Below are 26082 nucleotides of genomic sequence, written 5' to 3' on the forward strand. Positions count from 1 at the left end.
TAACGCACTTTACGTCCATTGCGCAACTTAATTACGCCGCGGATGCGAAAAGGCAAGCCCCCACGGGGCTGCCGAACCAGGACAAAGGTCTGAAATGCCGGGATGGCGCCCCGATCAGCGCAGGTAGCCGATGGTGTAGGGCGGGTTCATCTGGTGCTCGTTCAGGTAGCTTTCCAGCTTGGCCGGATCGGGATCCGTCTTCGTCTCGGTCTCGGTCTCGGCCGCGGCCAGCCCGCCGCTGACGAACAGGACGTCCAACTCCTCCAGCAGCGCGCCCTTCACGTCCGTGGCGATGCCGTCGCCCACGGCCAGGATCCGCTCGTCCGGCACGCCGTCGCCCAGCTCGGCCAGGCGGCGCCGGGCGAGGTCGTAGACCGGCGGATGCGGCTTGCCGAAGGACAGGACCGTGCCGCCCATCTGCTCGTAAAGCTGCGCCACCGCGCCGCCGCAGTATTCCCGGTGGTCGCCCCGGTCCACGACGATGTCGGGGTTCGCATTCAGCATCTTCAGCCCGCGCGTCTTCGCCTCGAGCAGTTGCGGCCGAAGGACGTCGGGCGGCTGGTTGGGATCGAACGGGCCGGTGACCACCACGCCGTCGGCCTGGTCCATCGGGACCATGCTGATGTCCACGGGGTCGGACACGATGTTGAGCGGCTCGAAGAACGGGTGATCACGGCCCTCGCCGATGAAATACACCTTGGAGCCCACGGCACCGCTGAACATGGCGCTGCGCGCCGCGTCGCCCGAGGTGGCGATGGTGTCCCACGCGTCGTCCGGCACGCCCATGCCAGCGATCTGCTCGGCCACCGAGGCGCGGGGGCGCGGCGCGTTGGTCAGCAACACGACCGTGCCACCGGCGGCGCGGAACGCCTGAAGCGCCGCCACCGCGGCGGGCAGGGCCCGGACCCCGTCATGGACGCAGCCCCACAGGTCGCAAAACAGCGCGTCGTAATCGTCTTGGATCTGCGACAGGGACGTGATGATCTGGGTCATGGGGGCCTCGCTTGCTCGGTCGCGCCAAGCCTTGGCACGCGGCGCGCGGAATGGGAAGGCGCGGGGGCGGTGCCCGGACGAGGCAACAGGCCGGGGCCCCATAAAAAAAACCGGCGGCGGAGGGCCCGCGCGCCGGTTCGTCCGTGTCGTGATGCGTGGCCGGGTTACAGCGTGAGGTTCGGCATGATCTGCTTCTTGCGCGAAATGATGCCGGGCAGGACCACGTAATCGGCATCGCCGCAGACGGTCGAGAAGCTCTTCTCGGCCATGCTGCGCACCATGTCGTTGGGGATGAGCATCGTGGCTTCCTCTTTCAGGATATCGACCACGAACAGCAGGACCTGGTCGACGCCGTCTTCCTTGGCCACGGTTTCCATGGCGCTCATCAGGCTGTCCTTGCGCGACAGGACCTGGTCGGGCGACGTGGTTTCCAGCACGCTCACGCGGAAGGTCTTGCCGTCGATCTCGGCTTCCTTGCTGTCCATGCGCAGCAATTCGGCATCCGAGAAGGCCGACACGTCGGACTTCGCCGCGAACATCTCCGAGGCGAAGATCTCGACCTGCACGCCCAGGTCCGACGCCAGCGACTCGGCCAGCGCCTTGTCGGTCTCGGTCGTGGTGGGCGAGCGGAAGGCCAGCGTGTCCGAAAGGATGCAGGCCAGCATCGTGCCCTTGGCCCATTCGGGCATCTTGGCGGCGTCGTCCCCCATCAGTTCGTGCATGATGGTGGCGGTGCAGGCCAGCGGCTTCACCGTGATGTCGATGGGGCCCTTGGTGGACAGGCCGGCCACCAGGCGGTGGTGGTCGATGATGCGGCGGATATCGGCATTCGCGATATTTGCAGGAAGCTCGGCCGGGTTGTTGGTGTCGACGATCACCACGCGCTGGCCGTCCTCGACGTCGTCGATGATCCGAGGCTTCGGCAGGTCGTATTTCTGCAGCAGCCACGCGGCCTCGGTGTTGGGCTCGCCCAGCAGGACCGCCTCGGCCGAATGACCCAGGACCTCGTTCATGTACCACGCCCACAGGATGGGCGATCCGGTCGAATCGGTGTCGGGGGCCTTGTGGCCGAAAACCAGGGTGCTCATGGGGTCTTCCCTTGTGAAATGCCGTTTGCGGCGCGTGTATAGGGGGCCGCGTGCCCCTTGTCACGGGACCTTGGCCGATCCGCGATTCCCCCCGCGCCGCGCCTGCGCTAGACCGGGTGCATGCCCACGCGCGAGACCGATCTCTACCCGCCCCTGAAGGCCTTCCTGCAATCGCAGGGCTACGAGGTGAAGGGCGAGATCGGCGCCGTCGACCTGGTGGCCTGCCGCGGCGGCGAGGATCCGGTGCTGGTCGAGATGAAGCTGGGCTTCACGCTGTCGCTGGTGAACCAGGGCGTCGACCGGCAGGCGATCAGCGACTGGGTATACCTGGCGGTGCCCTGGAAGAAGGGCGGTGTGCCCAAGGCTCAGCTGCGGCTGTGCCGTCGGCTGGGACTGGGCCTGATCACCGTGCGCGGTGACCTGGTCTGCGTTCATTGCGACCCGGCGCCTTTCACCCCTCGCAAGCTGCCCAGGCGCAAGGGCCGGCTGTTGCGCGAGTTCGCGCGGCTGGAAGGGGACCCCAATGTCGGTGGCGGAACGCGGCAGGGCCTCATGACCGCCTACCGGCAGGACGCGCTGGCTTGCGCGCATTTCCTGGCGGAAAACGGCCCGTCGAAGGGCGCCGCGGTCGCACGCGCAACAGGGGTCGAACAGGCCACGCGAATGATGCGGGACAACCACCACGGCTGGTTCGACCGGATTGGCACAGGTCTCTACGACCTCAGCCCGAATGGCAGAAATACCATATTTCTGACATCCGAGGCGTCTAAAGAGGGATGATTATTTCACAAATCGGACAATAGCCGTGAACGTCGAAGACATTCTCCTTTCCCTGATCGGCGAGAACGCGGTCCTGCTGATCGTCGCCGTTTTGCTGGTCGTCACCGTTCTGAAGGGCGTGAAGATCGTCCCGCAGAGCCAGAAATTCGTGATCGAGCGGTTCGGACGATTGCGCAGCGTGCTGGGTCCCGGGATCAACCTGATCGTCCCCTTCCTCGATCGTGTCGCCCACAAGATCAGCATCCTGGAACGTCAGCTGCCCAACGCCGAACAGGACGCGATCACCGCCGACAACGTGCTGGTGAAGGTCGAAACCAGCGTCTTCTACCGCATCACCGAGCCGGAGAAGACCGTCTACCGCATCCGCGACGTGGACGGCGCCATCGCGACGACGGTGGCCGGCATCGTGCGCAGCGAGATCGGCAAGATCGAGCTGGACCAGGTGCAGTCCAACCGCTCCGAGCTGATCGGCAAAGTGCGCGAGCAGGTCGAGATGATGGTCGACGACTGGGGGATCGAGGTCACCCGCGCCGAGGTGCTGGACGTCAATCTCGACGAAGCCACCCGCGCGGCCATGCTGCAACAGCTGAACGCCGAGCGCGCCCGCCGCGCTGCCGTGACCGAGGCCGAGGGCCAGAAACGCGCCGTTGAGCTGGCCGCCGATGCCGAGCTCTACGCCGCCGAGCAGGAGGCCAAGGCCCGCCGCGTGTCGGCCGATGCCGAGGCCTATGCGACCCAGGTCGTCGCCGCCGCCATCGCCCAGAATGGGCTCGAGGCCGCGCAGTACCAGGTCGCGCTGAAACAGGTCGAGGCCCTGCAGGCGCTGGGGCAGGGGACCGGTAAACAGACGATCGTCGTGCCCGCGCAGGCGCTCGAGGCGTTCGGCGACGCCTTCAAGCTGCTGAAGGGGCGCGGCTGATGGGATTGTGGGACCAATGGTGGGTCTGGATCGTGGCGGGCGGTCTGCTGGCCCTGCTGGAGCTCGTGATTCCGACCTTCATCCTTCTGGGCTTTGCCCTGGGCGCGCTGGTTGTGGCCGGCGCGCTGTGGCTCGGCTGGCTGGGCGGGTCGGTTTTCGTCACCCTCGTGGTCTTCGCGGCGGCGTCGCTTGTCGCGTGGATTGCGCTGCGCCGGGTCATTGGCGTGCGGCGCGGACAGGTGAAGCGCTGGGATACCGACATCAACGACTAGCAGGCGGGCGCGGCCACGCTACTGGATCGACAGGTCCACGCGGAACGCGCTCGTCGCGCCCGCGTCGCGGTCGTTGCCCATCTGGTAGACGCGCAGGGTATAGGTCCCGTCCTCGGGAAGGGTCAGTTGCGCCGTGCGCCCCTCGGTCGAGCCGATGAAGATCGCCACGTCGTCGCTGCCGGGCGGCAGGATGTTGAAATACACGCTGCCGTGCCCGTCGGTCCCGGCCACTTCCAGTTCGGCGAACATCGTCTGCCCCCCAGCCGCGCTCAGGCGGTAATCGGCGTAGCCGGTGCCGGTGATCTCGCCCTCGATCATCGTGCCGTAATTCCCCGCGTCGAAGGTCACGGTAAAGCTGTCCTGCGCGGCGACCGGCGATGCGAGGCACAGCGCGAAGAGTGCGACGGCCAGGTGTTTCATGGATGCCTCCCGGGTTCGGTTCTCCAGTTTCTCGCGTGGGTCCGCGACCGCGCAAGAAAAAACATGGCGTGCGGGCTTGCACCTCTGGGCCATCGCACGCGAAGACCCGGGCGCAGGGCATGAAAAACAAATGATTTCCTACCTGCGGGCCCAATTGCTGGCCCCTGCATTTTCAGCACTCCGATCCAGTTGACAGGGCCGCTCGCGGTGCCTATCTCAGCCTCCGTTAGCACTCGAGCTTAGTGAGTGCCAACGCGAACAACAATGAACTCAGAGGAGCGTTCAGAGATGGCATTTACCCCCCTGCATGACCGCGTGCTGGTCCGCCGTGTCGAAAGCGACGAGAAGACCAAGGGCGGTCTGATCATCCCCGACAGCGCCAAGGAAAAGCCCGCCGAGGGCGAAGTCGTGTCCGTGGGCGCCGGCGCCCGTGACGAGGACGGCAAGCGCGTCGCCATGGACGTCAAGCAAGGCGACAAGATCCTGTTCGGCAAGTGGTCGGGCACCGAGATCACGCTGGACGGCGAAGAACTGCTGATCATGAAGGAATCGGACATCCTGGGCGTCATCGCCTAAGCGACCCGTTTCTTCGATCTATCCACCCCAGATAAAGTCAGAGAGGAGTCATCATGGCTGCCAAGGACGTCAAATTCGACACTTCCGCCCGTGACAAGATGCTCAAGGGCGTGAACACCCTGGCCAACGCGGTCAAGGTTACGCTGGGCCCCAAGGGCCGCAACGTCGTCATCGAGAAGAGCTTCGGCGCGCCCCGCATCACCAAGGACGGTGTGTCGGTCGCCAAGGAAATCGAACTCGAGGACAAGTTCGAGAACATGGGCGCCCAGATGGTGAAGGAAGTCGCTTCCCGCACCAATGACGAGGCCGGCGACGGCACCACCACCGCCACCGTGCTGGCCCAGGCCATCATCAAGGAAGGCATGAAGTCGGTCGCCGCCGGCATGAACCCGATGGACCTGAAGCGCGGTATCGACCTCGCCACCGCCAAGGTCGTCGAGTCCATCAAGGCCGCCGCCCGCAAGGTCGAGAACTCGGACGAAGTCGCCCAGGTCGGCACCATTTCGGCCAACGGCGAGAGCGAGATCGGCCGCCAGATCGCCGACGCGATGCAGAAGGTCGGCAACGAGGGTGTCATCACCGTCGAGGAGAACAAGGGCCTCGAGACCGAGACCGACGTCGTGGAAGGCATGCAGTTCGACCGCGGCTACCTGTCGCCCTACTTCGTGACCAACCCCGACAAGATGATCACCGAGCTGGACGACTGCATGATCCTGCTGCACGAGAAGAAGCTCTCGTCGCTGCAGCCCATGGTCCCGCTGCTCGAGTCGGTCATCCAGTCGCAAAAGCCCCTGCTGATCATCGCCGAGGACGTTGAAGGCGAAGCGCTGGCCACCCTCGTGGTGAACAAGCTGCGTGGCGGCCTGAAGATCGCTGCCGTGAAGGCGCCGGGCTTCGGCGATCGCCGCAAGGCCATGCTGCAGGACATCGCGATCCTGACCGGCGGTCAGGTCATCAGCGAAGACCTGGGCATGAAGCTGGAAAACGTCACCATGGACATGCTTGGCACCGCCAAGAAAGTGTCGATCACCAAGGACGAGACCACCATCGTCGACGGTGCCGGTGAGAAGTCCGAGATCGAAGCGCGCGTCAGCCAGATCCGCACCCAGATCGAGGAAACCACCAGCGACTACGACCGCGAGAAGCTGCAAGAGCGCGTGGCCAAGCTGGCCGGCGGCGTGGCCGTCATCCGCGTGGGCGGCATGACCGAGGTCGAGGTGAAGGAGCGCAAGGACCGCGTCGATGACGCGCTGAACGCCACCCGCGCCGCGGTTCAGGAAGGTGTCGTTGTCGGCGGCGGTGTTGCCCTGGTGCAGGGTGCCAAGGCGCTCGACGGCCTGAAGGGCGAGAACGGCGACCAGGACATCGGCATCTCGATCGTCCGCAAGGCGCTCGAAGCGCCGCTGCGCCAGATCGCCGAGAACTCGGGCGTCGACGGCTCGGTCGTCGCGGGCAAGATCCGCGAATCGGACGATCCGAAGTTCGGCTTCAACGCCCAGACCGAGGAATACGGCGACATGTTCAAGTTCGGCGTCATCGACCCCGCGAAGGTCGTGCGTCACGCGCTTCAGGACGCCGCCTCGATCGCCGGCCTGCTGATCACCACCGAAGCGATGGTGGCCGACAAGCCGCAGAAGGAAGGCGCCGGTGCCGGTGGCGGCATGCCCGACATGGGCGGCATGGGCGGCATGATGTAAGAGATCTTCGGATCGAAGATCTTGCCTGCATCTGCAGGGCGGGGGGCCTCGGTTTCGGGGCCCCCCGTTTTTTGTGAGCGTCGGAGTAGGTATTTGCAGACCAGTGATGACCGAGCGTGTTGTGCCGGGCCCCTGCGGCATCCGCACCGGTGAGGGGATGACATGCGCCTGACGCTTCTCACCCTTCTGGTCATGGTGGCCTTCGCCGCCAATTCGGTTCTGAACCGTGCCGCCTTGCTGGGCGGCGGCAACGATGCGCTGAGCTTTGCCGCCCTGCGCGTCCTGGCGGGCGCCGTCGTCCTGGGCGTCATCGCCACCGCGCTTCGGCGCGGCGACTGGCTGCGGCGCCTGCGCGGTCCGGGCGCGGTCATGCTGGCCGTCTACGTCATCGGGTTTTCCCTCGCCTACGGTCGGCTCGACGCGGGCGCCGGCGCGCTGATCCTGTTCGGCGGGGTGCAGGTCACCATGTTCGCCGGCGCGATCCTCTCCGGCGAGACGGTTCCGGCGCGGCGCTGGGCCGGGTCCGCGCTGGCGCTGGCGGGGCTTGCCCTGATGTTCTGGCCGGGCGGGAGCGGGGGCGTCTCGCTGATCCACGGGCTCGCCATGGCGGCGGCCGCAATTGGCTGGGGAATCTATTCGCTGCTGGGGCGCGGCGTGTCGGACCCGATTTCCGCCACGGCGGCGGCGTTTCTCGGGGCGGTGCCGCTGGCTCTGGTCGCGATGGCGCTGGGTCCCGCGCCCCTGTCGCTGGACGCGGGCGGCGTGGCGCTGGCCCTGGTGTCGGGGGCGGTGACGTCGGGGCTGGGCTATGCGCTGTGGTACGCGGTGGTGCCGCAACTGGGCGCCACCCGCGCCGCGCTGTGGCAGTTGAGCGTGCCGGTGATCGCCGTGCTGGGCGGGGCGCTGATCCTGTCCGAGCCCGTGGGTCCGCGGCTCGTCGTGGCGTCGGGCCTGGTGGTCGGCGGGATTGCCCTGGGCCTGATGGGCCGGCGGGGTTGATCCGCACTGGTATCGCGCGGCGTCGCGCCTATCTGCCCCCCATGCGGTTCATCATCATTCTCCTCGTGGCCCTGATGCCAGCCCTCGGCCTGGCGCAAGGCAAGGTGTCGCCGGTGCAACGGGCGGTCAACGGTGAATGCGTGGTGCTGCTGCACGGTCTGGCGCGGACCAGCGCGTCGATGCTGGTCATGGCCGAGGCCCTGCGCCTGGAAGGCTACGGCACCGTCAACGCGGGGTATCCTTCGACCGAGGCCCCGATCGAGACGCTCGTGTCCGGTATCGTGCCGAAAGCCGTGGCCGCCTGTGGCGACCGGCGCGTGCATTTCGTGACCCACTCGATGGGCGGCATCCTGGTGCGCGCCTGGCTGGAGGACAATCGCCCGGCCAAGATGGGCCGCGTCGTGATGCTGGGGCCGCCCAACCAGGGCAGCGAACTGGTGGACGTCTTCGGCGAGCTAGGGCCGTTCGAGTGGATCAACGGCGAGGCGGGCCTGCAGCTGGGCACGGGCGCGGGCAGCTATCCCAACCGGCTGGACCTGCCGCGGTTCGAACTGGGGGTGATCGCTGGGGACCGGTCGCTGAACCCCCTCTATTCGACGCTGATCGAGGGACCGGATGACGGCAAGGTCTCGGTCGCGTCCACCCGCATCGCGGGCATGGACGATCACATCGTGCTGCCGGTCACCCACACCTTCATGATGGTGAACCCCCTGGTCATCGCGCAGGTCATCGCCTTTCTGAAGGACGGCTCGTTCGACCGGTCGAACCTGTAGGGGCGGGCGGGCCTCAGCGGCGGCGGTTCACGTGGCCCATCTTGCGGCCCGGGCGCGCTTCGGCCTTGCCGTAGAGATGCAGCGCGGAGGCCGGGTCCGCCAGGATCCCCGGCAGCGCGTCCGCGTAGTCGCCGATCAGGTTCTCCATCTCGATGTCCCCGTGGCGGCCTCCGTCGCCCAGCGGCAGGCCGGCTACGGCGCGGATGTGCTGCTCGAACTGGTCGACCGTGGCGCCGTTCTGGGTCCAGTGGCCCGAGTTATGCACCCGCGGGGCGATCTCGTTCACCACGAGGCCGCTGTCGGTCACGAACAGCTCGATCCCCATGACGCCCACGTAGTCCAGCGCCCCGAGAATGCGCGCGGCCAGCAGCACCGCGTCGGTGGCCAGCGCGTGGGGAATGGCGGCGGGCACGGTGGTGCGCCGCAGGATGCCGCCCTCGTGCAGGTTCTCGCCCGGATCGTAGCAGGCGACCGAGCCGTCCAGCCCGCGCGCCGCGATGACCGAGATCTCGCGCTGGAACGCCACGAAGCCTTCCAGAACCGCGGGCGCGCCGTTCATCGAGTCCAGCGCCTCGTCGGCGTCGCCGGGGGTGTCGATCCGCGCCTGCCCCTTGCCGTCATAGCCGAAGCGCCGTGTCTTCAGGATCGCGGGCGTCCCGATCTGGGCGAGCGCATCGTCCAGCGCGGCACGGTCCGGCACGTCGGCATAGGGGGCGGGGGTCAGGCCCAGATCCGCCAGCCAGTCCTTCTCGACCAGCCGGTCCTGGCTCACGCGCAGGGCCTCGCGGCCGGGCCGGATGGGGCGATGCCGCTCGAGGATATCCAGCGCATCGGTGGGGATGTTCTCGAACTCGTAGGTGATGACATCCGTGGCCTCGGCGAAACGGGCCAGCGCCTCGGCGTCGTCGTATCCGGCCTTCAGGTGGAAATTCGCCACGTGCGAGGCGGGGCAGTCGCCGGCCGGCTCGAAGATGCAGGTCTTGTAGCCGAGGCGGCTGGCGGCCACCGACAGCATCCGGCCCAGCTGGCCGCCGCCGAGGATGCCGATGGTCGATCCGGGGGGAAGGGCGTCAGTCATCCTGCGGCTCCTCGGGGATCGAGTCGGACAGTGCGCGGCGCCAGGCGTCGAGCCTTTCGGCCAGGGCCGGATCGCCGAGCGCGAGAATACCGGCCGCCATCAGCCCGGCATTGGCCGCGCCCGCGGCCCCGATCGCCATGGTCGCCACGGGAAAGCCCCTGGGCATCTGCACGATGGAATAAAGCGAATCGACCCCCGACAGCGCGCGGGTCTGCACGGGCACGCCGATCACCGGCAGGCGGGTCTTCGACGCCATCATGCCGGGCAGGTGCGCGGCCCCCCCGGCGCCCGCGATGATGACCTGCAATCCGCGGTCCACGGCGCCGCGGCCATAGTCCCACAGCCGGTCCGGCGTGCGGTGGGCCGAGACGATGCGCGCCTCGTATCCTACCTGAAGCGCGTCGAGGATCTCGGCCGCTTCGCGCAGGGTGGGCCAGTCGGACTGGCTGCCCATGATGATGCCGACGGGTGGTGTCATGGGCCGCTGTCCTCGCAAACTGGCAAACAGGACGGGGGCCAGCCCCCGCATCCCCGAGGTATTTCGGGAAAGATGAAGGGGCAAGGGCTTCGGCGGCCCATGGCGTGCGTCCCGGCCTTGCCGGTCGCAAAATATTTCGGGGTCGGCGGGGCAGGGGCCCCTGATGCTACAACCTTCCGCGCGGTTGCGGCGATCAGGCGATGATGTCGGGGAAGATGCGGTCCTCGATCGCGGCGATCTGGTCCTTCAGCGCGAGCTTGCGCCGCTTGAGCCGCTGCAGCGTCAGCATGTCGGCGGTGCCCTTGTCCTGCAGCGCGCGGACAGAATCGTCGAGGTCCCGGTGCTCGCGCTTGAGCACTTCCAGCCGGACGCGGAGCACCTGCTCTTCGTCCATGCGCAAGGGGTTTTTCGGGGGCGGGCCGTTCATGGGTGCAGAGTGCGCCATTTGCGCGGGCCGGGCAAGCGCCCCTTGCGAGCGCGCCCGCCGCCCCCATATCTCGTGGCAAGCGGCCGCCGATCACGGGGCCGTACCACAGGCACGATCGCTTTACGAAGGACGTGGCATGACGAAAATGGCTTTGGGATCGCATCCCTTCCTGTTGGGCTTCGAGCAGCTGGAACGGCTGGTCGAGCGGACGGCGAAGACGGATGCCGGCGGCTATCCCCCTTACAACATCGAACAGGTGAGCGAGCGGGCCTACCGCATATCGCTGGCCGTGGCCGGCTTCGGCGAGGACGACCTGTCCATCACAGTCGAGGACCGGCAACTGGTGGTGCGCGGACGCCAGTCCGAACCCGAGGCCGATCGCGTGTTCCTGCATCGCGGCATCGCGTCGCGGCAGTTCCAACGGACCTTCGTGCTGGCGGACGGCGTTGACGTGACGGGTGCCAAGCTCAGCCATGGGCTGTTGCACCTGGATCTGGAGCGTGCGCCGCAGGACAGCATCGTCCGCACTATCCCCATCGGGGGGGCGTCCAGCACCAAGGCGTCCCGTCGGACCCAGAAGGAGGGTGAAGAATGACCGAAGAATTTGCCGGACTGATCGATCACAACGCGTCCGAGGACAATATCGTCTATGTCCGCCCGGTATCGGTGTCGGACCTGCCCGAGGAACTGCGCGAGCAGGCGGGCGAACTGGACGAGATCTACGCCGTTCACAACGCCGACGGCGACCGCCTGGCGCTTGTGGCCGACCGCTCGCTGGCGTTCACCGTGGCGCGGCAGAACGACATGGCGCCGGTCAGCGTCCACTGATCGGCTGACGTCATCGCTAATTGCAAGCTTCAGGCCCCGGCATCGTCCGGGGCCTTTTTCGTGCGCACCGGATCCTTGTGGATGATCACGTCGGCGTTCGGATAGCGCTCGACGATGGCCCGGCGCAGTGCGGCGCCGATATCGTGCGCCTCGGTCAGGGGCAGGTCGCCCCGGATCTCCACGTGCAGGTTGACGAAGACCCGGCTGCCGGCCGTCCGGGTCTTGAGGTCATGGAAGCCGTCGATCCCCGGCCAGTCCTCGGCCAGCGTCTCGATCCCGCGTATCATGTGGGTGGGCGCGGCCCGGTCCATGAGTGCGTTCCAGGCCCCCACGCCGATGCGCAGCGCGCCGATCGCCAGCATGGCCGCCGCCCCCAGCGCGATCACGCTGTCGAGCGCGTAGAGCCCGAACTGGGCCGCCGCCGCCAGCGCCGCCAGGGCGCCCAGGTTCGGCACCAGGTCGCCCAGGTAATGCAGCCGGTCGGCCAGCACGACGCGGTTGCCGGTCTCGCGCGCGATCCATGTCTGGAACGCGACCAGCGCCGCGGTCAGCGCCACCGACAGGATCATCACGGCGATCCCGCCGCCGGCATTCGCGATCGGCGTTTCGGTGTCGGCGAACAGCCGCCCCAGCGCCACGGCGGCGATGGCCCCGGCCGACACCAGGATGAAGGCCGACTGCCCCAGCGCGGCCAGGTCCTCGGCCGAACTGTGTCCGAAGGCGTGGTCATCGTCCGGCGGGCGCTGGGCGTAGCGCACCGCCGCCAGCCCGCCGAGCGACACCATCAGGTCGAGCCCCGAGTCCGCCAGCGACGCGGCCACCGATACCGATCCGGTCGTCCCGAAGGCCCAGAGCTTGGCCGCGACGAGGATCAGCGCCACCGAGACGGAGGCGCCGGTCGCCATCAGGTTCAGTCTGTCGGGACTCGGGCGTGCCATGGCGTCGGGGTTTAGGGCAGGGCAGGTCCGACTGGCAAGCGCGACGGGCCTAGTCGATCACCTCGTTCGGGCCGACGCCCCACAGATGCGCCTTGCGCACCCAGCCGCGATGTCCGCCCGCGCGGATCCGGCACCATTCGGGCAGGCACCTGTCGATGCGCGCGACCACGCCGCGCTGGGCGCGGGCGTTCTCGGGGGTCCCGTCGGCGGGCTTCAGCAGCATGGGCGCCTCGTCCGCCTCGACCAGCACCGTGCGGACCCCGGACAGCAGCGAGTAATGCACCCAGCCGCCCTGGCCGTCGCGATCCTGGACCCGGCGCCAGTGGCCATGCTCGGCCACGATCATCAGGGGCAGGTCCTTGCGGCGATAGACCCAGTCGATCCGGTGGCTGAGCGAAGGGCCGCGGCGCACGTTGCCCTCGGTCGCCTTCATCGAGACGAAGCGCGGCATCGGCAACTGCGTCACCGGCCCGCGGCCGGACGCGCCCAGAAGGGGACCCTGGGGGCTCTGTGCCATGACCTGCCCGGTGACGACCACCAGGAGAAGCACCGCGACGGCCCATGCCGCCCACACCGATTTCGCTGCCATTCGCCTGCCTGCTCGAGCTGCCATTGCCCTTGGACGGTTCCGCGTCCTGCCGGGGTCTTCGGTGGCCGCCTTACGGCTTGTGCCTTGCCCCATTAGCGGTCAGTTTGCGCCAAACGACGTCGGAACGAAAGCCGGAGGCCACGGGCATGGGAGATGGACGCCTGAGTGTTGTTGTCACGCGACGGTTGCCCGAGGCGGTGGAGTCGCGGCTGTCCGAGCTGTTCGACGTGCGCCTGCGCGACACCGACGCCCCCATGACGCGCGACGAGCTGGCCGCCGCCGTGGCCGATGCGGATGTCCTTGTTCCCACGATCACCGACCGGATCGACGGCCCGCTGCTGGCGCGCGCCGGTCCGCGGCTGAAGCTGATCGCGCATTACGGGGCAGGGGTCGACAACGTGGACGTCGCCACCGCGCGGCAACGTGGCATCCTGGTGTCCAACACCCCCGGCGTGACCGTCGACGACACCGCCGACATGACCATGGCGCTGCTGCTGGCGGTGACCCGCCGCATCCCCGAGGGATTGTCGGTGATGCAGCAGGGCGCGTGGGAGGGCTGGGCGCCCAATGCCTATCTCGGGGGGCGCATCGCCGGGCGGCGGCTTGGCATCCTCGGCATGGGGCGGATCGGCCAGGCGGTGGCGCGGCGCGCCCGCGCCTTCGGCATGGCGGTGCATTACCATAACCGCACCCCCCTGCGCGCCCCCATCGAGGAGGCGCTCGAGGCGACCTATCACGACAGTTTCGACCACATGCTCAGCCGGATCGACGTGCTGTCGATCAACTGCCCGCACACGCCCAGCACCTTCCACCTGCTCAATGCCCGGCGCATCGCGCTGCTGAAGCCCTCGGCGGTGGTGGTCAACACCTCGCGGGGCGAGGTCATCGACGAGAATGCGCTCGCCCGCGCGTTGGAGCAGGGCGCCATCGCGGGCGCCGGACTGGACGTGTTCGAGCACGGGACCGAGGTGAACCCCCGGCTGCGCGAACAGCCCAATGTCGTCCTTCTGCCGCATATGGGATCGGCCACGCGCGAGGGGCGGCTTGAAATGGGCGAGAAGGTGCTGCTGAACATCAAGACCTTCGCCGACGGCCACCGGCCGCCCGACCAGGTCGTGCCGGGCGTCCTTTAGGCCGCGGGCCGCTGGGGCGCAGCGGCCGCGTCGTCGGTGATGTCCGTCATCCGCATCAGCGTGCAATAGGCCTGGTCCATGCGGTCGCGGATCGGGTCCATCTCGCACCGGATCAGCCGCGGCCCGTTACCCGGCGCCGGAAGCGGGTAGACATAGACCTGCGGCTCGCCGGCGAAACTGCGACGCAGCGCGTGCGCGGCGCGCGTCTCGTAGCGGGACAGCCCGATGATCTCGGTGATGTGCAAGTCCAGCATGCGCGCCGGGGTCGAGCCGTGGAACCGGGCATTGGCCGGGCTGACCGCCAGGTAGCGTTCCGAGGGCCCGATGGCGACCATGCGGTCGGTGCTGGCGGCCAGGAACGAGGCCAGCTCGTCCGGGTCGGCGACACTAGAGTCCAGCTTTGCCGGACGGCGCCGCCCCTGGGCGGCCGGTCCCGCCCGTTGTGGCAGGTCGAGGGCGCTCAGCCGGTTCGACAGTCTCAGCGCGATGTCGAGATCACGGCTCTCGGACACGTCCTGGTATTGTCGGCTGGATCGGCGCACGAAAAAGGCGACCATGTCGCGCAGTTCGGCGGTGCTCTCGGGCTCGTGCCTTTCGGCGGCGTCCGTCAACTCGGCCACCCGGCGCAGCAGGCGTGCATGGGTGCGAGCCGATGTTGAATCGCGCAGCGCAGCGGCCAGATGCGCTTCGGCCAGCTTGAGGGCATGCGCGATCTCGGTAAAAGTCATGACTCGAAATCCCGGGTAACGACTGGGCAATACATAATCTCGGTGCAACCTAAAGAGGTAGCAGCCTCCCCGTAAAGCGCTGCGAAGGTCGGAAGTCGGCGCGTTCGGCCACGGTTCCGGCGGCGATCGACCCCGGTGCCGCCTTGAAGGTTCACCGATCGACGGGACTTTTTCGGCAGGTGATCCATGTGGACCGGCAGGGCGGGACACACCGTCGGTTTGCGATTCCGGCCAATGCCGCAAGGCGTTCCGGATTAATAAGAAAACCGAAATATCTTGAGGGGCCAGAAGCAGTGACCACCGGCGAGCGAGCGAAGACCCACGGCGCCAGCGGGCCGAATGACGCGCTGGCAACCGCCGCAGGCGCACGAAATGACGTTGCGTCACCGTGGTGGAAGAGCGCGGTCGGCTACCAGATCTACCCGCGCAGTTTCTGCGACAGTGACGGCGACGGGGTCGGCGACATCCCCGGCATCATCTCGCGGCTGGACCACCTGGCCGATCTCGGGGTCGGTTTCATCTGGCTCAGCCCCGTCTATGCCTCGCCCCAGCGCGACAACGGCTACGACATCAGCGACTACCAGGCGATTCACCACGAATACGGCACGCTGGAAGATTTCGACCGGTTGGTGACCGAGGCACGTGACCGCGGCATCGGCATCGTCATGGACCTGGTGGTCAACCACTGCTCGGACGAGCACGCCTGGTTCAAGGCGGCTGCCGCATCGCGCGACGCGCCCGAGCATGACCTGTTCGTCTGGCGCGAAGGGCGACCGGGCGGACTGCCGCCCACCGACAAGCGCGCGATCTTCGGTGGCCCGGCCTGGACCTATGTCGCGGCGGTCGACCGGTGGTACCTGCACCTGTTCAGCCCCGGTCAGCCCGACCTGAACTGGGACAACCCCGACCTGCGCGACCGGATCTGGTCCATGATGGAATGGTGGATCGACCGCGGCATCGCGGGCTTCCGCATGGACGTGATCGACCTGATCGGCAAGGACGTGGATCGCGGCCTGTTCGACGAGGGGCCGCATATCTGGGACCGGCTGGGCGAGATGCATGACCGCGTTCTGAAGGGGCGCGACCTGCTGACCGTGGGCGAAAGCTGGGCCGTCAGCCGCGACACCGTCCTGCAATACGTCGCGGACGCGACGCCGCTGGCCATGATGTTTCACTTCGACCACGTGAAGCTGGGCTGGGACCCGCAATTCCACAAGTTCCGCCCGCGCGAGGTCACGCCCCTGATGCTGAAGCGCGAAATCACGGCGTGGCAGACCCACCTGCGCGAATACGGCTGGGATGCGCTGTTCCTGTCGAACCACGACCTGCCGCGCCACATTTCGCGCTACGGCGACGACGGTGTAGGACGGGTGGCGTCCGGCAAGGCGCTGGCGGCGATGCTGCACCTGCTGCGCGGCACGCCCTTCGTCTACCAGGGCGAGGAGATCGGCATGATCAACACCCGCGCCGCGTCGCTGGCCGATGTTGAGGACCTCGAGGCGCATGGCCAGTACGAGGGATTCATGGCGAATGGCCTGACCCATGCCGAATTCATGGAGGGCGTGAACCTGAACGGCCGCGACAACGCCCGGACGCCGATGCAATGGGATGGGGGGCCGGGCGCCGGCTTCACCGCCGGGACGCCGTGGATGCCGCTGAACCCCAACAGCCGCGAGGTGCACGTCGCCGCCGACCGGGCCGACCCGGACGGCTTGTTCGCCTTCTATCGGCACCTGATCGGCTTGCGCCGCGAGCTGCCGGTGCTGATCCACGGCGGCTTCCAGGCCTACCTGGAGGATCATCCGGCCGTCTTCGCCTTCACCCGCGGGTGGCACGAACGGCGGCTGGCGGTCCTGATCAACCTGACGGGCGAGGCGCAGGCGCTGGAGCTGCCCGACGCCCTGTGCGGGTCGGGTCGGCCCGTCGTTCATACCCACGCGGCCCGAAGGGGCTTGCAAGGCCGCGTCACGCTCGAGCCGTGGGAGGCCGTTGCGCTGTTGCGCTAGGGTAAGGGCCGCGCCCGCTGGCGGATCAGGCGGTGACCAGCTGGTAGGTCTCGGCGGCGAAACTGTTGGTCAGGCGGCGGAAGAACCGCGCGCGAGAGTTGATCGCGGCGCCGATCAGCACGCCGGTGCGCGTCTCGGCGGCTTCGCCGGCCGTCACGTCGAGCGGGTAGCTCGCCACCGTTGCGCCGCCGGTGACGATCCGCACCGATCCGGTCAGCCGCGACTGGTCGCCGCCGGTGGCGGTGCGGAAGCTGTCGGCGAGGTTCAGGCGCGAGATGTCCACGATGATCTGCGCGGTGCCGTCGGCGCCGATCCGGTCGCTGAATTCCTGCCTGAGCTCTGCTTCGAGCGTGGGCGCCAGCTGGTTGCGATATTCGCCCGCCGCGTTCGTGAGGTAGGCGGTGCCGCCGGTGTTCACGGTGATGTCGTTGAAGCGCAGGTTGCGTGCCTCGGCCCGGCTGAGCGGGTTGGAGCGCGGGCCGGGCACACAGGCCGACAGGGTCGCGGCAGAAGCGAGGGCAAGGAAAGAACGGCGATACATAAGGCCTCCCGGGTCATCAGTCGTTAGCCCTGGTTGACCTAGTGCGGTCGCCGTCCGGTCAATCAGCCCTGCGGCGGCTTGGTCTTGTAGACCTGGTCATCGGTGGGGAAGCTGCGATCGCGCACCTCGCCCGCGTATGCCGACACAGCGCGTTCGATCTCGGCGCCGAGGTTGCCGTAGACCTTCACGAATTTCGGCGGGCGGTCGCCCAGGCCCAGCATGTCCTCCAGCACCAGGATCTGCCCGTCGCAATTCTTCGACGCGCCGATGCCGATGGTCGGGATGTCCACGGCCCGGGTGATCTGGTCGGCCAGCGGCTCGACCACGCCCTCGACGACCAGGGCGAAGGCGCCGGCCTCGGCCACCGCCTTGGCGTCCTGGATGTGGAGGGGCCAGCTGTCCTCGTCCCGGCCTTGCGTCTTGAAGCCGCCCAGCGTGTGGCTGGATTGCGGGGTCAGGCCGATATGGGCCATCACCGGGATGCCGCGCTGGGTGAGGAAGTGGATGGTCTCGGCCATGCGCGCGCCGCCTTCCAGCTTGACCGCGCCGCACTGGGTTTCCTTCATGATCGTGGCGGCGTTGCGGAAGGCCACGTTGGGGCTTTCCTCGTAGCTGCCGAAGGGCATGTCGACGACGATCAGCGCCCGCTGGGTGCCGCGCACCACGGCGCGTCCATGCATGATCATCAGGTCCATGGGCACGCCCACGGTGGTCTCCATCCCGTGCATCACCATCCCCAGGCTGTCGCCCACCAGGATGAAATCGGCGTGCTTGTCCACGATCGCCGCGGTGTGCGCGTGGTACGAGGTCAGCGACACGATGGGCTCGCCCGCCTTGCGGGCGGCGATCTGCGGCGCGGTGATGCGGCGGACGGGCTTTTGCGGCTCTGAGCTCATGGGCGGTCCTTCACGGGGGCTATGACGCGGTTGTCGATCAGTAGCACGGGACCGAAGCGAACGGCCAGAAGCACCACGACCGGCGTATCGGGCGTGCCGGTCACGGGGGCCAGGGTCGCGGCGTCGCGGATATCGATGGATGCGATCTCGGCGCCTTCGGCCCGCTCCAGGATCTCGCGCAGAAGCTTGCGCATCCGCCCCACCGACAGGCCGGGTCGTCCCTGGACGGCCGACAGCGCGGCATGCAGGGCAGGGGCCGCGGCCCGCGCCTCGGGCGTCAGGCGCAGGTTGCGCGACGACATGGCCAGCCCGTCGGCCTCGCGCATGGTGGGCACGCCTTCGATGCGCACGGGGATGTCGAGGTCGCGCACCATGGTGCGGATCACCTGCAACTGCTGGTAGTCCTTCTCGCCGAAATAGGCGGCGTCGGGCTGGCAGATATTGAACAGCTTGGTGACCACCGTAGCCACGCCCCGGAAATGGCCGGGCCGCAGGCGACCGATCAGGATCTTCGCCAGCTGCGTGGTCTCGACGACGGTCTGCGCGTCGGGGTGGTACATCTCGGCCGGGGCGGGGGTGAAGACGGCATCGACGCCCTCGGCCCGCAAGAGCGCAAGGTCAGCCTCGGCCGCGCGGGGATAGGTGTCGAGATCCTCGTTGGGTCCGAACTGCGTGGGATTCACGAAGATGGTGGCGATCACGTGGTCGTTCTCGGCCCGGGCGCGGCGCACCAGGCTCAGGTGCCCCTCGTGGAGCGCGCCCATGGTCGGCACCAGCCCCACCTTGCCGGGCAATGCCGCGCGAAAGCTGCGCAGGCTCGTCTTCGTCTCGCATATGTCCATCGCAACTCCCCCCGGTCGGGTGCCCCGCTTCGGGGCTGCCCTCGATCCCGCAGATAGCCCGGAGGCCCCCGCGGGTCCAAGGGGGAAAGCCTCGCACGCCAAAGGCGATTGTGGGGCGCCGGCCACAGGCTGCCGCAATGTCAAATGACAATGGCACCGGCTGACGTGGCCCGTGTTAAGGTCACCGGATAACACGCGCAAAAAGCGCGGAAAAGACAGAGGCAGGCCGGAACGTGACGATAGCCAAGGGCACGTTCGTCATCGCTTGGTCGCAAACGGAACTCGACGGGCTTCGAGCGCCGCCACCCACGGCGCTTTTGGCCGGAGCATGCTGGTCATGGACCGGCGAGGCGGTGTGCGTTGACGACACGAACCATATACTGGTCCTCAGGGGCCATGAAGGACAAGCTGATCTCGGGCGGCGCGCGGCGCGAGCTGCGCATCGCATGCTGCGGCGCGCGGCTGTCGATATCGGTGAACCACTGGACCCCGAGGCGGCGCATCTCGACCCCGACCGTGCCTTCACGGTCACTGACGGACGCCAGGTCTGGCGTCTCGCCCTGATAGAAACGGCGCTTGCGGCTCAGCCGCTTCTGATGGCGCAGGGTTCCCTGCCGCCGCGCGGCCGCGATCTCTGGGTCGTCCGTGCGCCGGAACCGTCCCCGTCGCGCCTGATGCGACCCGATCCACGGGTGATCTGCTTTACCTCCGGAACGCCGTTGCTGACGCCGGATGGATACCGTCCGGTCGAAGACCTGTGTGTGGGCGACCGGATCATGACCCGCGACGACGGGGCGCAGGAGATCCTGTGGATCGGCGAGACGACCCTGTCGGGCGCGCGGCTGGCGGCCGCGCCGCACCTGCGCCCGGTCCGACTGCGCGCCCACGCCATGGCAGATGGGATGCCCGATGGCGACCTGCTGGTGTCGCCCCGGCACCGCATCCTTGTGGGCGGGCAGGCGGCGCGCGACTTGTTCAACACGCCCGAGGTCCTGGTCGCCGCGCGCGACCTGGTGAACGACCGGACGATCCTGGTCGACCATTCCTCGCGGTCGGTGCGCTATGTCCACATTCTGATGGAGCGCCACCAGGTGATCTTCGCCAACGGGATCGCGTCCGAGAGCTTTCACCCCGCCGACGCGGATCTCGACGCGCTGGCGCCCGCTGACCGGGTTGCGCTGGAACGGGCCGTTCCGGGACTTCCCGCCAACCCCGAAAGCTACGGCGATCTGGCCCGCCGCACGCTGGGTCCGGCCGAGGCCGCGATCCTTCTGCAAGGCGCCCGGTCGGACGCATTGACACTGTCCGCAGGGCGCGTATAAGCCGCCGCTCATTGGTGTTGGTGGCCCCCGCAAGGGGATGCCTGTCGGCGGCGGGAATGCTCCCAAGGCAAAGGACAACGCCCTTTTGACATGACAAAAGGAGATCAGCCGTGACCAAACGCACGTCTGCCAAGTACAAGATCGACCGCCGCATGGGCGAAAACATCTGGGGTCGCCCCAAGTCGCCGGTGAACCGCCGCGAATACGGCCCCGGCCAGCACGGCCAGCGCCGCAAGGGCAAGATGTCCGACTTCGGCATCCAGCTGCGCGCCAAGCAGAAGCTCAAGGGCTATTACGGCGACCTGACCGAGAAGCAGTTCCGCCGCATCTATGCCGAAGCCGAGCGTCGCCGCGGCGACACCGGTGAGATCCTCATCGGCCTGCTGGAGCAGCGCCTGGACGCCGTCGTCTACCGCGCCAAGTTCGTGGCGACCGTCTTCGCCGCGCGCCAGTTCGTGAACCACGGTCACGTGCTGGTGAACGGCAAGCGCGTGAACATCCCCTCCTACCGCGTCAAGGAAGGCGACGTGGTCGAGGTGCGCCAGAAGTCGAAGCAGCTCGCCTCGGTGCTGGAAGCCGCCGGCCTGCCCGAGCGTGACGTTCCCGACTACCTGGACGTGGATCACTCGAAGATGACCGCCACCTTCACCCGCGTGCCCAGCCTGGGCGATGTGCCCTACCCGGTGCAGATGGAACCGAACCTGGTCATCGAATTCTACGCCCAGAACTAAGGGCGCGAAGACCGAAGAATTTCCAAGGGCCGTCCCGCCGGGGCGGCCCTTTTCGTGTCCGCCAGCGCGCCGCGTGTTCCGGGACGAGGCACCGGGGAACCTTCGCGCCGGCACCGCCAGCCGGCGGTCAGCCGCAGGGTCCCGGCGGGGCCTCACTGTTTCCCAAAAACTCAATTCCCGATCCGCGTCCAAACGCGTCTGGTCAGGCTCGGACCGCAACGCTAGAAGGTGCGGGACACGGGAAGGACAGCCACAATGACACACGCCATCGAGCCCAAGGCCGGCATCATGGAAATCGCGCCCTACCAGGGCGGGGCGAGCCATGCCGAGGGCGTCAGCGACGTGGTCAAGCTGTCGTCGAACGAGAACCCGCTGGGCCCGCCCGAGTCGGCGCGCGAAGCACTGCGCAAGACCGCGCACCTGCTGCACCGCTACCCGTCCACCGACCACATGAGCCTGCGCCAGGCCATCGGCGAGGTGCATCACCTGGACCCCGCGCGCATCATCTGCGGCGCGGGCAGCGACGAGATCATCCACATGATCTGCCAGGCCTATACCGGCCCCGGCACCGAGGTGATCCACACCGAGCATGGCTTCGCCATGTACCGCATCAGCACGCTGGCCTCGGGCGCCACGCCGATCGAGGTCCCCGAGCACGAGCGCAAGGTCGACGTGGACGCCATCCTCGACGCCGTGAGCTTCCGCACCCGTCTGGTTTTCGTCGCGAACCCCGCCAATCCCACCGGCACCATGCTGGGCAGCAACGAGATGGGCCGCCTTGCGGCCGAGCTGCCCGATCACGTGCTGCTGGTGCTGGACGGCGCCTATGCCGAGTATGTCGACGGCTACGATGGCGGCGCCAAGCTGGTGGACAAGCGCGAGAATGTCGTGATGACGCGCACCTTCTCGAAGATCTACGGGCTGGGCGGCCTGCGGGTCGGCTGGGCCTATGGACCGGCCCACGTGATCGACGTGCTGAACCGGGTGCGCGGCCCATTCAACCTGGGCGAGGCGCAGCTGGCCGCCGCCGAGGCCGCCGTGCGCGACCGGGAATTCGTCGACCGCTCGCGCGCCGAGAATGCCCGCATGCGCACCTGGATGGCCAAGGCGCTGGCCGAGATCGGCGTCATGTCCGACACCTCGACCGCGAATTTCGTTCTGGCGCGCTTCGACAACGCCGACGAAGCTGATGCCTGCGAGGCGCATCTGCGCGCCGACGGGCTGCTGGTGCGCAAGGTGGCGGGCTATAAGCTGCCCAATTGCCTGCGCATCACCGTGGGCGACGAGGCGTCGTGCCGCCGGGTCGTCCATTCCATCGGGCAGTTCAAGGGCCAGGACGGGTGAGCCATCCGCCGGTCTACGAACGGGTCGCGCTGATCGGGCTGGGGCTGATCGCGGGCTCAATGGCGCTGGCCATGAAGCGCGCGGGCCTCGCGGGCGAGATCGTGGGCACCGCCCGCACCGCCGCGACGCGCGAGGTCGCGTTGAAGCGCGGCCTGTGCGACCGCGTGTGCGAAACGGCGGCCGAGGCCGTGGAGGATGCCGACCTCGTGGTCCTGTGCGTTCCCGTCGGCGCGATGGAGACCATCGCCATCGAGATCGCGCCCCACCTGGCGCCGGGCGCCACGGTGACCGACGTGGGCTCGGTCAAGCGCGCCGTCATCGACGCCGTGGCTCCGCACATCCCCGACGGCATCCACTTCATCCCGGGCCATCCCCTTGCCGGGACCGAGCAATCGGGCCCCGAAGCGGGCTTTGCCGAGCTGTTCGAGAACCGCTTCACACTGCTCATCGACGACGGGGCCGACCCCGATGCCATCGCCCGGCTGGCCAGGCTCTGGACCGAGATGGGCGCGCGGGTCGAGGTCATGGATGCCGATCACCACGACCTTGTCCTGGCCGTGACCAGCCACACGCCACACCTGATCGCCTACACCATGGTGGGCGTGGCCGATGACCTGCGCCGCGTCACCGACAGCGAGGTCATCAAGTACTCGGCCGCCGGCTTCCGCGACTTCACCCGGATCGCGGCCAGCGACCCGACCATGTGGCGCGACGTGTTCCTGACCAACAAGGACGCGACACTGGAAATCCTGGGCCGCTTCACCGAGGAGCTTTTCGCCCTGCAACGCGCCATCCGCACCGGCGATGGCGAGATGCTTCACGACTATTTCACTCGCACCCGGGCGATCCGGCGCGGCATCATCGATGCGGGACAGGATACCGCGACGCCGGACTTCGGCCGCGGGGGAGGCAAGCGATGAGACGCGTCTTGTTGGCTTTGACCGCGCTGCTGGTTCTGGGCAGTTGCGGCAGCCGCGTGATTCACCTGGCGAGCCGGGACGCGGCGTCCTTGCCGGGCCAGGCGCTCTGCGGCGATCCCGCCATCCGCGGCCAGCTGGCCGAACCGGTTGGCGGCGCGGGATCCTGCGGCATCGAGAATCCCGTGCGCGTCAGCAGCGTTGCGGGCGTTGTCCTGTCGCAATCGGCACTGCTGGATTGTTCCGCGGCGCGGTCCCTGCGGGTCTGGGTCGACGACGTGGCCAAGCCCGCGGTCGGGCGGCGCGGCGGGGGCCTGAGTTCGCTGGACGTTGCCGCGCATTACGCCTGCCGCACCCGCAACAACCAGTCCGGCGCGCGGATCTCCGAGCACGGGCGCGGGCGGGCCATCGACATCTCGGCCATCGGCCTCAGGGATGGCGAACGGATCTCGGTGTTGGATCACTGGTCGACCTACCGCCGCGGGCGGCTTTTGCGCCGGTTGCACGGCGGGGCCTGCGGTCCGTTCGGCACGGTGCTGGGGCCTGAGTCCGACCGGTTCCACCAGGACCACTTCCACTTCGACACGGCCAGCTATCGGTCGGGACCGTACTGCCGGTAGTCGGGCAGAGGCGAGCGCGAGAGAGCGGGCCACCGGCCTGCGCCGATGGCCCGAGGTGATCAGGTCTTCGGGTAGCCCAGGTCCGCGATACGCTCGCGCAACTCATCCAGGATCGCGGGATCGTCGATGGTGGCGGGCACCTTCACGGTGTCGCCGTCGGCGAGCTTGGCCATGGTCGCACGCAGTGTCTTGCCCGACCGCGTCTTGGGCAGGCGTTCGACAACCACGGCCAGCTTGAAGGCGGCGACCGGGCCGATCTTGTCGCGCACCAGCTGCACGCATTCGCGGCAGATCTCGGCGTGGTCGCGGTTGACTCCGCGCGTCAGCGTCAGGAAGCCCATGGGCAGCTGTCCCTTCAGGTCGTCCGCCACGCCCACCACGGCGCATTCGGCCACGTCGGGATGGGTGGCGAGCACCTCCTCCATCAGGCCGGTGGACAGGCGATGCCCCGCCACGTTGATGACGTCATCGGTGCGCGCCATGATCCAGATATAGCCGTCCTCGTCCTTCCGGCCGGCGTCGCCGGTCTCGTAATAGCCGGGGAAGGCGTTCAGGTAGGCGGACTTGAATCGCTCCTCGGCGTTCCACAGGCCCGGCAGCGTGCCCGGCGGCAGCGGCAGCTTGACCGCGATGGCCCCCAGCTCGCCCGCGGGCAATTCCTGGCCGTCCTCGCCCAGGATGCGCACGTCGTAGCCCGGCATCGGCACGGTGGGCGAGCCGATCTTGACCGGCAGCGGCTCGATCCCGACGGGGTTGGCGACCATGGGGAAGCCGGTTTCGGTCTGCCACCAGTGGTCGTAGACCGGCTTGCCGGTCTTGTCCTGCAGCCATTCGATGGTGGAGGGGTCCGCACGCTCGCCGGCGAGGTAGATCGCGCGCAAGCCGCTCAGGTCATGGTTTTGCAGGAATGTCGCGTCCGGATCCTCGCGCCGCACCGCACGGAAGGCGGTGGGGGCGGTGAAGAAGGATTTCACGCCGTGTTCCTCGATGACGCGCCAGAAGGTGCCCGCGTCGGGGGTGCCCACCGGCTTGCCCTCGAACACGACCGAGGTGTTCCCGTGGATCAGCGGCGCGTAGCAGATGTAGCTGTGGCCGACGACCCAGCCCACGTCCGACGCGGCCCAGAAGACCTCGCCCGGGTCGACGTTGTAGACGGCCTTCATCGTCCAGTTCAGCGCGACAAGGTGCCCGCCGGTGGCGCGCACCACGCCCTTGGGCTGCCCGGTCGTGCCGGACGTGTAGAGGATGTAGCAGGGGTGGTCGCCGCGCACCGGGACGCAGTCGGCGGGCGTCACGTCTTCCTGCACCTCGTCCCAGTCCAGGTCGCGCCCGGCGATCAGGTCGGCGCGCAGCTGCTCGCGCTGGAAGATGATGCAGAACTCGGGCTTGTGGGCGGCCAGGTCGATGGCCCCGTCCAGCAGCGGCTTGTAGGCCACGGTGCGCGACGGCTCGATCCCGCAGGATCCCGCGATGATGGCCTTGGGCTTGGCGTCGTCGATGCGGGTCGCCAGCTCGGCCGAGGCGAAGCCGCCGAACACGACCGAGTGGATGGCGCCGATCCGCGCGCAGGCCAGCATGGCGACGACGGCCTCGGGCACCATGGGCATGTAGATGATGACCCGGTCGCCGGTCTCGACCCCCTGCGCCTTCAGCGCGCCGGCCAGCCGCGCGCATTGGTCCTTGAGCTCGGCGTAGGTGATCGTCTTCTTCTGGCCGGTCACGGGGCTGTCCCAGATCAGGGCGGCCTGGTCGGCGCGCCCGCCCTCGGCGTGACGGTCCACGGCGTTGTAGCAGGTGTTGGTGATGCCGTCGCCGAACCAGTTGTAGATCGGGCTGGCGGTGTCATCGAGCGCGCGGGTCGGGAAACTGTCCCAGTGGATCGCGCGCGCCTGCTCCATCCACCAGGCTTCCGGGTCTGCCTTCCAGGCGGCGTAAGTCTCGGCGTAGCTGGTCATGTGGTCTCCTCCCCTGATCGGGGCGGATTATGCCGCCCCGCGCCGCCGCGACAAGCACGGTCCCGGGATGGCATCGCTAACAGGCGCCGATTTCTAATGCCGAGGTCTGAATGCGACACCGACGACGCGGATGATCGCGCGGGCCGGAGGTGCAGGGGGCATCCTGTACCCAGGGCCACGCATGTCCGCGAC

At 68.1% G+C, this 26082-nt stretch carries 30 protein-coding genes; 17 read left to right on the top strand and 13 right to left on the bottom strand.

Going from position 1 to position 26082, the window contains the following annotated elements; all coding sequences use genetic code 11:
* Positions 1–114: 114 nt before the first annotated feature.
* Both BUB76_RS11770 and BUB76_RS11775 read right to left on the bottom strand, forming a co-directional pair.
* Entirely contained in the window at positions 115–993 is an 879-nt protein-coding gene (locus BUB76_RS11770) for a TIGR01459 family HAD-type hydrolase (RefSeq protein WP_073128989.1), read from the bottom strand.
* Between the two features lie 164 nt (positions 994–1157).
* Positions 1158–2081 carry a manganese-dependent inorganic pyrophosphatase gene (locus BUB76_RS11775; RefSeq protein ID WP_073128990.1) on the bottom strand — a complete coding sequence of 308 codons (924 nt, stop codon included), beginning with the start codon at positions 2079–2081 and terminating at the stop codon, positions 1158–1160.
* Positions 2082–2201: 120 nt separating this feature from the next.
* Here BUB76_RS11775 and BUB76_RS11780 point away from each other — a divergent pair, with 120 nt between their 5' ends.
* From BUB76_RS11780 to BUB76_RS11790, 3 genes are read left to right on the top strand one after another with little or no spacing between them, the layout of a single operon-like run.
* A complete protein-coding gene (locus BUB76_RS11780) occupies positions 2202–2861 on the top strand; it encodes a DUF2161 domain-containing phosphodiesterase (protein WP_073128991.1) in 660 nt (219 codons plus the stop codon).
* Between the two features lie 25 nt (positions 2862–2886).
* Positions 2887–3780 carry an SPFH domain-containing protein gene (locus tag BUB76_RS11785; protein ID WP_073128992.1) on the top strand — a complete coding sequence of 298 codons (894 nt, stop codon included), beginning with the start codon at positions 2887–2889 and terminating at the stop codon, positions 3778–3780.
* The gene (locus BUB76_RS11790) at positions 3780–4052 is read left to right on the top strand and encodes an NfeD family protein (protein WP_073128993.1); all 273 of its coding nucleotides are present in this window, start codon (positions 3780–3782) and stop codon (positions 4050–4052) included. The genes BUB76_RS11785 and BUB76_RS11790 overlap by 1 nt, the downstream gene beginning before the upstream one ends.
* A gap of 18 nt (positions 4053–4070) precedes the next feature.
* On the opposite strand, the gene BUB76_RS11795 is transcribed toward BUB76_RS11790, so the two are convergent.
* Positions 4071–4472: a hypothetical protein gene (locus BUB76_RS11795; protein WP_073128994.1), complete on the bottom strand. Its 402-nt coding sequence runs from the start codon at positions 4470–4472 to the stop codon at positions 4071–4073.
* A 288-nt stretch (positions 4473–4760) separates the two neighbouring features.
* Here BUB76_RS11795 and BUB76_RS11800 point away from each other — a divergent pair, with 288 nt between their 5' ends.
* The 4 genes from BUB76_RS11800 (at position 4761) to BUB76_RS11815 (ending at position 8517) form a co-directional block, all read left to right on the top strand.
* On the top strand, positions 4761–5048 hold the full coding sequence (locus tag BUB76_RS11800) for a co-chaperone GroES (RefSeq protein ID WP_073128995.1): 288 nt from the start codon (positions 4761–4763) through the stop codon (positions 5046–5048).
* A 53-nt stretch (positions 5049–5101) separates the two neighbouring features.
* A complete protein-coding gene (groL, locus tag BUB76_RS11805) occupies positions 5102–6745 on the top strand; it encodes a chaperonin GroEL (RefSeq protein ID WP_073128996.1) in 1644 nt (547 codons plus the stop codon).
* Between the two features lie 162 nt (positions 6746–6907).
* On the top strand, positions 6908–7744 hold the full coding sequence (locus BUB76_RS11810) for a DMT family transporter (protein ID WP_073128997.1): 837 nt from the start codon (positions 6908–6910) through the stop codon (positions 7742–7744).
* Between the two features lie 74 nt (positions 7745–7818).
* Positions 7819–8517, top strand: a complete 699-nt coding sequence (locus BUB76_RS11815; RefSeq protein WP_073129111.1) for an alpha/beta fold hydrolase — start codon at positions 7819–7821, stop codon at positions 8515–8517.
* Between the two features lie 13 nt (positions 8518–8530).
* On the opposite strand, the gene BUB76_RS11820 is transcribed toward BUB76_RS11815, so the two are convergent.
* The 3 genes from BUB76_RS11820 to BUB76_RS11830 all read right to left on the bottom strand — a co-directional run bounded on the left by BUB76_RS11820 (position 8531) and on the right by BUB76_RS11830 (position 10500).
* Positions 8531–9595 carry a 5-(carboxyamino)imidazole ribonucleotide synthase gene (locus BUB76_RS11820; protein ID WP_073128998.1) on the bottom strand — a complete coding sequence of 355 codons (1065 nt, stop codon included), beginning with the start codon at positions 9593–9595 and terminating at the stop codon, positions 8531–8533.
* Complete coding sequence (gene purE / locus BUB76_RS11825; RefSeq protein WP_073128999.1) at positions 9588–10073, bottom strand: 5-(carboxyamino)imidazole ribonucleotide mutase; 486 nt, start codon at positions 10071–10073, stop codon at positions 9588–9590. The genes BUB76_RS11820 and purE overlap by 8 nt, the downstream gene beginning before the upstream one ends.
* A 193-nt stretch (positions 10074–10266) precedes the next feature.
* The gene (locus BUB76_RS11830) at positions 10267–10500 is read right to left on the bottom strand and encodes a YdcH family protein (protein ID WP_073129000.1); all 234 of its coding nucleotides are present in this window, start codon (positions 10498–10500) and stop codon (positions 10267–10269) included.
* 136 nt (positions 10501–10636) lie between these two features.
* Between BUB76_RS11830 and BUB76_RS11835 the strand changes: the two genes are divergently transcribed.
* Positions 10637–11095 carry an Hsp20 family protein gene (locus BUB76_RS11835; protein WP_073129001.1) on the top strand — a complete coding sequence of 153 codons (459 nt, stop codon included), beginning with the start codon at positions 10637–10639 and terminating at the stop codon, positions 11093–11095.
* Positions 11092–11328 carry a DUF1150 family protein gene (locus tag BUB76_RS11840; protein ID WP_073129002.1) on the top strand — a complete coding sequence of 79 codons (237 nt, stop codon included), beginning with the start codon at positions 11092–11094 and terminating at the stop codon, positions 11326–11328. The genes BUB76_RS11835 and BUB76_RS11840 overlap by 4 nt, the downstream gene beginning before the upstream one ends.
* Positions 11329–11357: 29 nt before the next feature.
* Here the strand turns inward: BUB76_RS11840 and BUB76_RS11845 are convergent, their stop codons facing one another.
* Together BUB76_RS11845 and BUB76_RS11850 are read right to left on the bottom strand one after the other, a co-directional pair.
* A complete protein-coding gene (locus BUB76_RS11845; protein ID WP_236737910.1) occupies positions 11358–12233 on the bottom strand; it encodes a cation diffusion facilitator family transporter in 876 nt (291 codons plus the stop codon).
* Between the two features lie 82 nt (positions 12234–12315).
* Positions 12316–12783, bottom strand: coding sequence for an SH3 domain-containing protein (locus BUB76_RS11850; RefSeq protein ID WP_139250869.1), 468 nt, complete (start codon positions 12781–12783; stop codon positions 12316–12318).
* A 218-nt stretch (positions 12784–13001) separates the two neighbouring features.
* Here BUB76_RS11850 and BUB76_RS11855 point away from each other — a divergent pair, with 218 nt between their 5' ends.
* On the top strand, positions 13002–13988 hold the full coding sequence (locus BUB76_RS11855) for a 2-hydroxyacid dehydrogenase (protein WP_073129005.1): 987 nt from the start codon (positions 13002–13004) through the stop codon (positions 13986–13988).
* On the opposite strand, the gene BUB76_RS11860 is transcribed toward BUB76_RS11855, so the two are convergent.
* Positions 13985–14716 carry a PAS domain-containing protein gene (locus BUB76_RS11860; RefSeq protein WP_073129006.1) on the bottom strand — a complete coding sequence of 244 codons (732 nt, stop codon included), beginning with the start codon at positions 14714–14716 and terminating at the stop codon, positions 13985–13987. The genes BUB76_RS11855 and BUB76_RS11860 overlap by 4 nt on opposite strands.
* Positions 14717–15009: 293 nt before the next feature.
* On the opposite strand from BUB76_RS11860, the gene BUB76_RS11865 reads away from it, so the two are divergent.
* Positions 15010–16722, top strand: a complete 1713-nt coding sequence (locus BUB76_RS11865; RefSeq protein WP_236737911.1) for an alpha-glucosidase — start codon at positions 15010–15012, stop codon at positions 16720–16722.
* Between the two features lie 25 nt (positions 16723–16747).
* Here the strand turns inward: BUB76_RS11865 and BUB76_RS11870 are convergent, their stop codons facing one another.
* The 3 genes from BUB76_RS11870 to panC all read right to left on the bottom strand — a co-directional run bounded on the left by BUB76_RS11870 (position 16748) and on the right by panC (position 19001).
* On the bottom strand, positions 16748–17263 hold the full coding sequence (locus BUB76_RS11870; RefSeq protein ID WP_073129007.1) for a hypothetical protein: 516 nt from the start codon (positions 17261–17263) through the stop codon (positions 16748–16750).
* 62 nt (positions 17264–17325) lie between these two features.
* Positions 17326–18159, bottom strand: coding sequence for a 3-methyl-2-oxobutanoate hydroxymethyltransferase (gene panB, locus BUB76_RS11875; RefSeq protein WP_073129008.1), 834 nt, complete (start codon positions 18157–18159; stop codon positions 17326–17328).
* Complete coding sequence (gene panC / locus BUB76_RS11880) at positions 18156–19001, bottom strand: pantoate--beta-alanine ligase (protein ID WP_073129009.1); 846 nt, start codon at positions 18999–19001, stop codon at positions 18156–18158. Before panC ends, panB begins: the two co-directional genes overlap by 4 nt.
* A gap of 396 nt (positions 19002–19397) precedes the next feature.
* Between panC and BUB76_RS18300 the strand changes: the two genes are divergently transcribed.
* The 6 genes from BUB76_RS18300 to BUB76_RS11905 all read left to right on the top strand — a co-directional run bounded on the left by BUB76_RS18300 (position 19398) and on the right by BUB76_RS11905 (position 23935).
* Positions 19398–19565 carry a hypothetical protein gene (locus BUB76_RS18300; RefSeq protein WP_308417676.1) on the top strand — a complete coding sequence of 56 codons (168 nt, stop codon included), beginning with the start codon at positions 19398–19400 and terminating at the stop codon, positions 19563–19565.
* 32 nt (positions 19566–19597) lie between these two features.
* Positions 19598–20323, top strand: coding sequence for a Hint domain-containing protein (locus BUB76_RS11885; protein ID WP_308417677.1), 726 nt, complete (start codon positions 19598–19600; stop codon positions 20321–20323).
* 110 nt (positions 20324–20433) lie between these two features.
* Positions 20434–21054, top strand: a complete 621-nt coding sequence (rpsD, locus tag BUB76_RS11890; protein WP_073129011.1) for a 30S ribosomal protein S4 — start codon at positions 20434–20436, stop codon at positions 21052–21054.
* Positions 21055–21309: 255 nt separating this feature from the next.
* Positions 21310–22398 carry a histidinol-phosphate transaminase gene (hisC, locus tag BUB76_RS11895; protein ID WP_073129012.1) on the top strand — a complete coding sequence of 363 codons (1089 nt, stop codon included), beginning with the start codon at positions 21310–21312 and terminating at the stop codon, positions 22396–22398.
* Positions 22395–23318 (top strand): prephenate/arogenate dehydrogenase family protein, encoded by a 924-nt coding sequence (locus BUB76_RS11900; protein ID WP_073129013.1) that lies wholly within the window; start codon positions 22395–22397, stop codon positions 23316–23318. Before hisC ends, BUB76_RS11900 begins: the two co-directional genes overlap by 4 nt.
* Positions 23315–23935 (top strand): extensin-like domain-containing protein, encoded by a 621-nt coding sequence (locus tag BUB76_RS11905; protein WP_073129014.1) that lies wholly within the window; start codon positions 23315–23317, stop codon positions 23933–23935. Before BUB76_RS11900 ends, BUB76_RS11905 begins: the two co-directional genes overlap by 4 nt.
* Before the next feature lie 59 nt (positions 23936–23994).
* Here BUB76_RS11905 and BUB76_RS11910 read toward each other — a convergent pair whose 3' ends face one another.
* A complete protein-coding gene (locus BUB76_RS11910) occupies positions 23995–25890 on the bottom strand; it encodes a propionyl-CoA synthetase (RefSeq protein ID WP_073129015.1) in 1896 nt (631 codons plus the stop codon).
* Between the last annotated feature and the right edge of the window lie 192 nt (positions 25891–26082).

It is taken from the genome of Palleronia salina, assembly GCF_900141995.1.
GTDB lineage: Bacteria > Pseudomonadota > Alphaproteobacteria > Rhodobacterales > Rhodobacteraceae > Palleronia > Palleronia salina.

What these genes read in the sequence shown, in the direction of transcription:
- BUB76_RS11790 (WP_073128993.1), top strand. Translation starts at nt 3,780, where the DNA reads ATGGGATTGTGGGACCAATGGTGGGTCTGGATCGTGGCGGGCGGTCTG.
- BUB76_RS11815 (WP_073129111.1), top strand. Translation starts at nt 7,819, where the DNA reads ATGCCAGCCCTCGGCCTGGCGCAAGGCAAGGTGTCGCCGGTGCAACGG.
- BUB76_RS11910 (WP_073129015.1), bottom strand. Translation starts at nt 25,890, where the DNA reads ATGACCAGCTACGCCGAGACTTACGCCGCCTGGAAGGCAGACCCGGAA.
- BUB76_RS11820 (WP_073128998.1), bottom strand. Translation starts at nt 9,595, where the DNA reads ATGACTGACGCCCTTCCCCCCGGATCGACCATCGGCATCCTCGGCGGC.
- hisC (WP_073129012.1), top strand. Translation starts at nt 21,310, where the DNA reads ATGACACACGCCATCGAGCCCAAGGCCGGCATCATGGAAATCGCGCCC.
- BUB76_RS11795 (WP_073128994.1), bottom strand. Translation starts at nt 4,472, where the DNA reads ATGAAACACCTGGCCGTCGCACTCTTCGCGCTGTGCCTCGCATCGCCG.
- BUB76_RS11885 (WP_308417677.1), top strand. Translation starts at nt 19,598, where the DNA reads ATGGCGCAGGGTTCCCTGCCGCCGCGCGGCCGCGATCTCTGGGTCGTC.
- BUB76_RS11870 (WP_073129007.1), bottom strand. Translation starts at nt 17,263, where the DNA reads ATGTATCGCCGTTCTTTCCTTGCCCTCGCTTCTGCCGCGACCCTGTCG.
- BUB76_RS11810 (WP_073128997.1), top strand. Translation starts at nt 6,908, where the DNA reads ATGCGCCTGACGCTTCTCACCCTTCTGGTCATGGTGGCCTTCGCCGCC.
- BUB76_RS11830 (WP_073129000.1), bottom strand. Translation starts at nt 10,500, where the DNA reads ATGAACGGCCCGCCCCCGAAAAACCCCTTGCGCATGGACGAAGAGCAG.
- BUB76_RS11780 (WP_073128991.1), top strand. Translation starts at nt 2,202, where the DNA reads ATGCCCACGCGCGAGACCGATCTCTACCCGCCCCTGAAGGCCTTCCTG.
- BUB76_RS11850 (WP_139250869.1), bottom strand. Translation starts at nt 12,783, where the DNA reads ATGGCACAGAGCCCCCAGGGTCCCCTTCTGGGCGCGTCCGGCCGCGGG.
- BUB76_RS11905 (WP_073129014.1), top strand. Translation starts at nt 23,315, where the DNA reads ATGAGACGCGTCTTGTTGGCTTTGACCGCGCTGCTGGTTCTGGGCAGT.
- BUB76_RS18300 (WP_308417676.1), top strand. Translation starts at nt 19,398, where the DNA reads ATGAAGGACAAGCTGATCTCGGGCGGCGCGCGGCGCGAGCTGCGCATC.
- BUB76_RS11835 (WP_073129001.1), top strand. Translation starts at nt 10,637, where the DNA reads ATGACGAAAATGGCTTTGGGATCGCATCCCTTCCTGTTGGGCTTCGAG.
- BUB76_RS11845 (WP_236737910.1), bottom strand. Translation starts at nt 12,233, where the DNA reads ATGGCGACCGGCGCCTCCGTCTCGGTGGCGCTGATCCTCGTCGCGGCC.
- BUB76_RS11855 (WP_073129005.1), top strand. Translation starts at nt 13,002, where the DNA reads ATGGGAGATGGACGCCTGAGTGTTGTTGTCACGCGACGGTTGCCCGAG.
- purE (WP_073128999.1), bottom strand. Translation starts at nt 10,073, where the DNA reads ATGACACCACCCGTCGGCATCATCATGGGCAGCCAGTCCGACTGGCCC.
- BUB76_RS11840 (WP_073129002.1), top strand. Translation starts at nt 11,092, where the DNA reads ATGACCGAAGAATTTGCCGGACTGATCGATCACAACGCGTCCGAGGAC.
- BUB76_RS11860 (WP_073129006.1), bottom strand. Translation starts at nt 14,716, where the DNA reads ATGACTTTTACCGAGATCGCGCATGCCCTCAAGCTGGCCGAAGCGCAT.
- BUB76_RS11770 (WP_073128989.1), bottom strand. Translation starts at nt 993, where the DNA reads ATGACCCAGATCATCACGTCCCTGTCGCAGATCCAAGACGATTACGAC.
- panC (WP_073129009.1), bottom strand. Translation starts at nt 19,001, where the DNA reads ATGGACATATGCGAGACGAAGACGAGCCTGCGCAGCTTTCGCGCGGCA.
- groL (WP_073128996.1), top strand. Translation starts at nt 5,102, where the DNA reads ATGGCTGCCAAGGACGTCAAATTCGACACTTCCGCCCGTGACAAGATG.
- panB (WP_073129008.1), bottom strand. Translation starts at nt 18,159, where the DNA reads ATGAGCTCAGAGCCGCAAAAGCCCGTCCGCCGCATCACCGCGCCGCAG.
- BUB76_RS11800 (WP_073128995.1), top strand. Translation starts at nt 4,761, where the DNA reads ATGGCATTTACCCCCCTGCATGACCGCGTGCTGGTCCGCCGTGTCGAA.
- BUB76_RS11775 (WP_073128990.1), bottom strand. Translation starts at nt 2,081, where the DNA reads ATGAGCACCCTGGTTTTCGGCCACAAGGCCCCCGACACCGATTCGACC.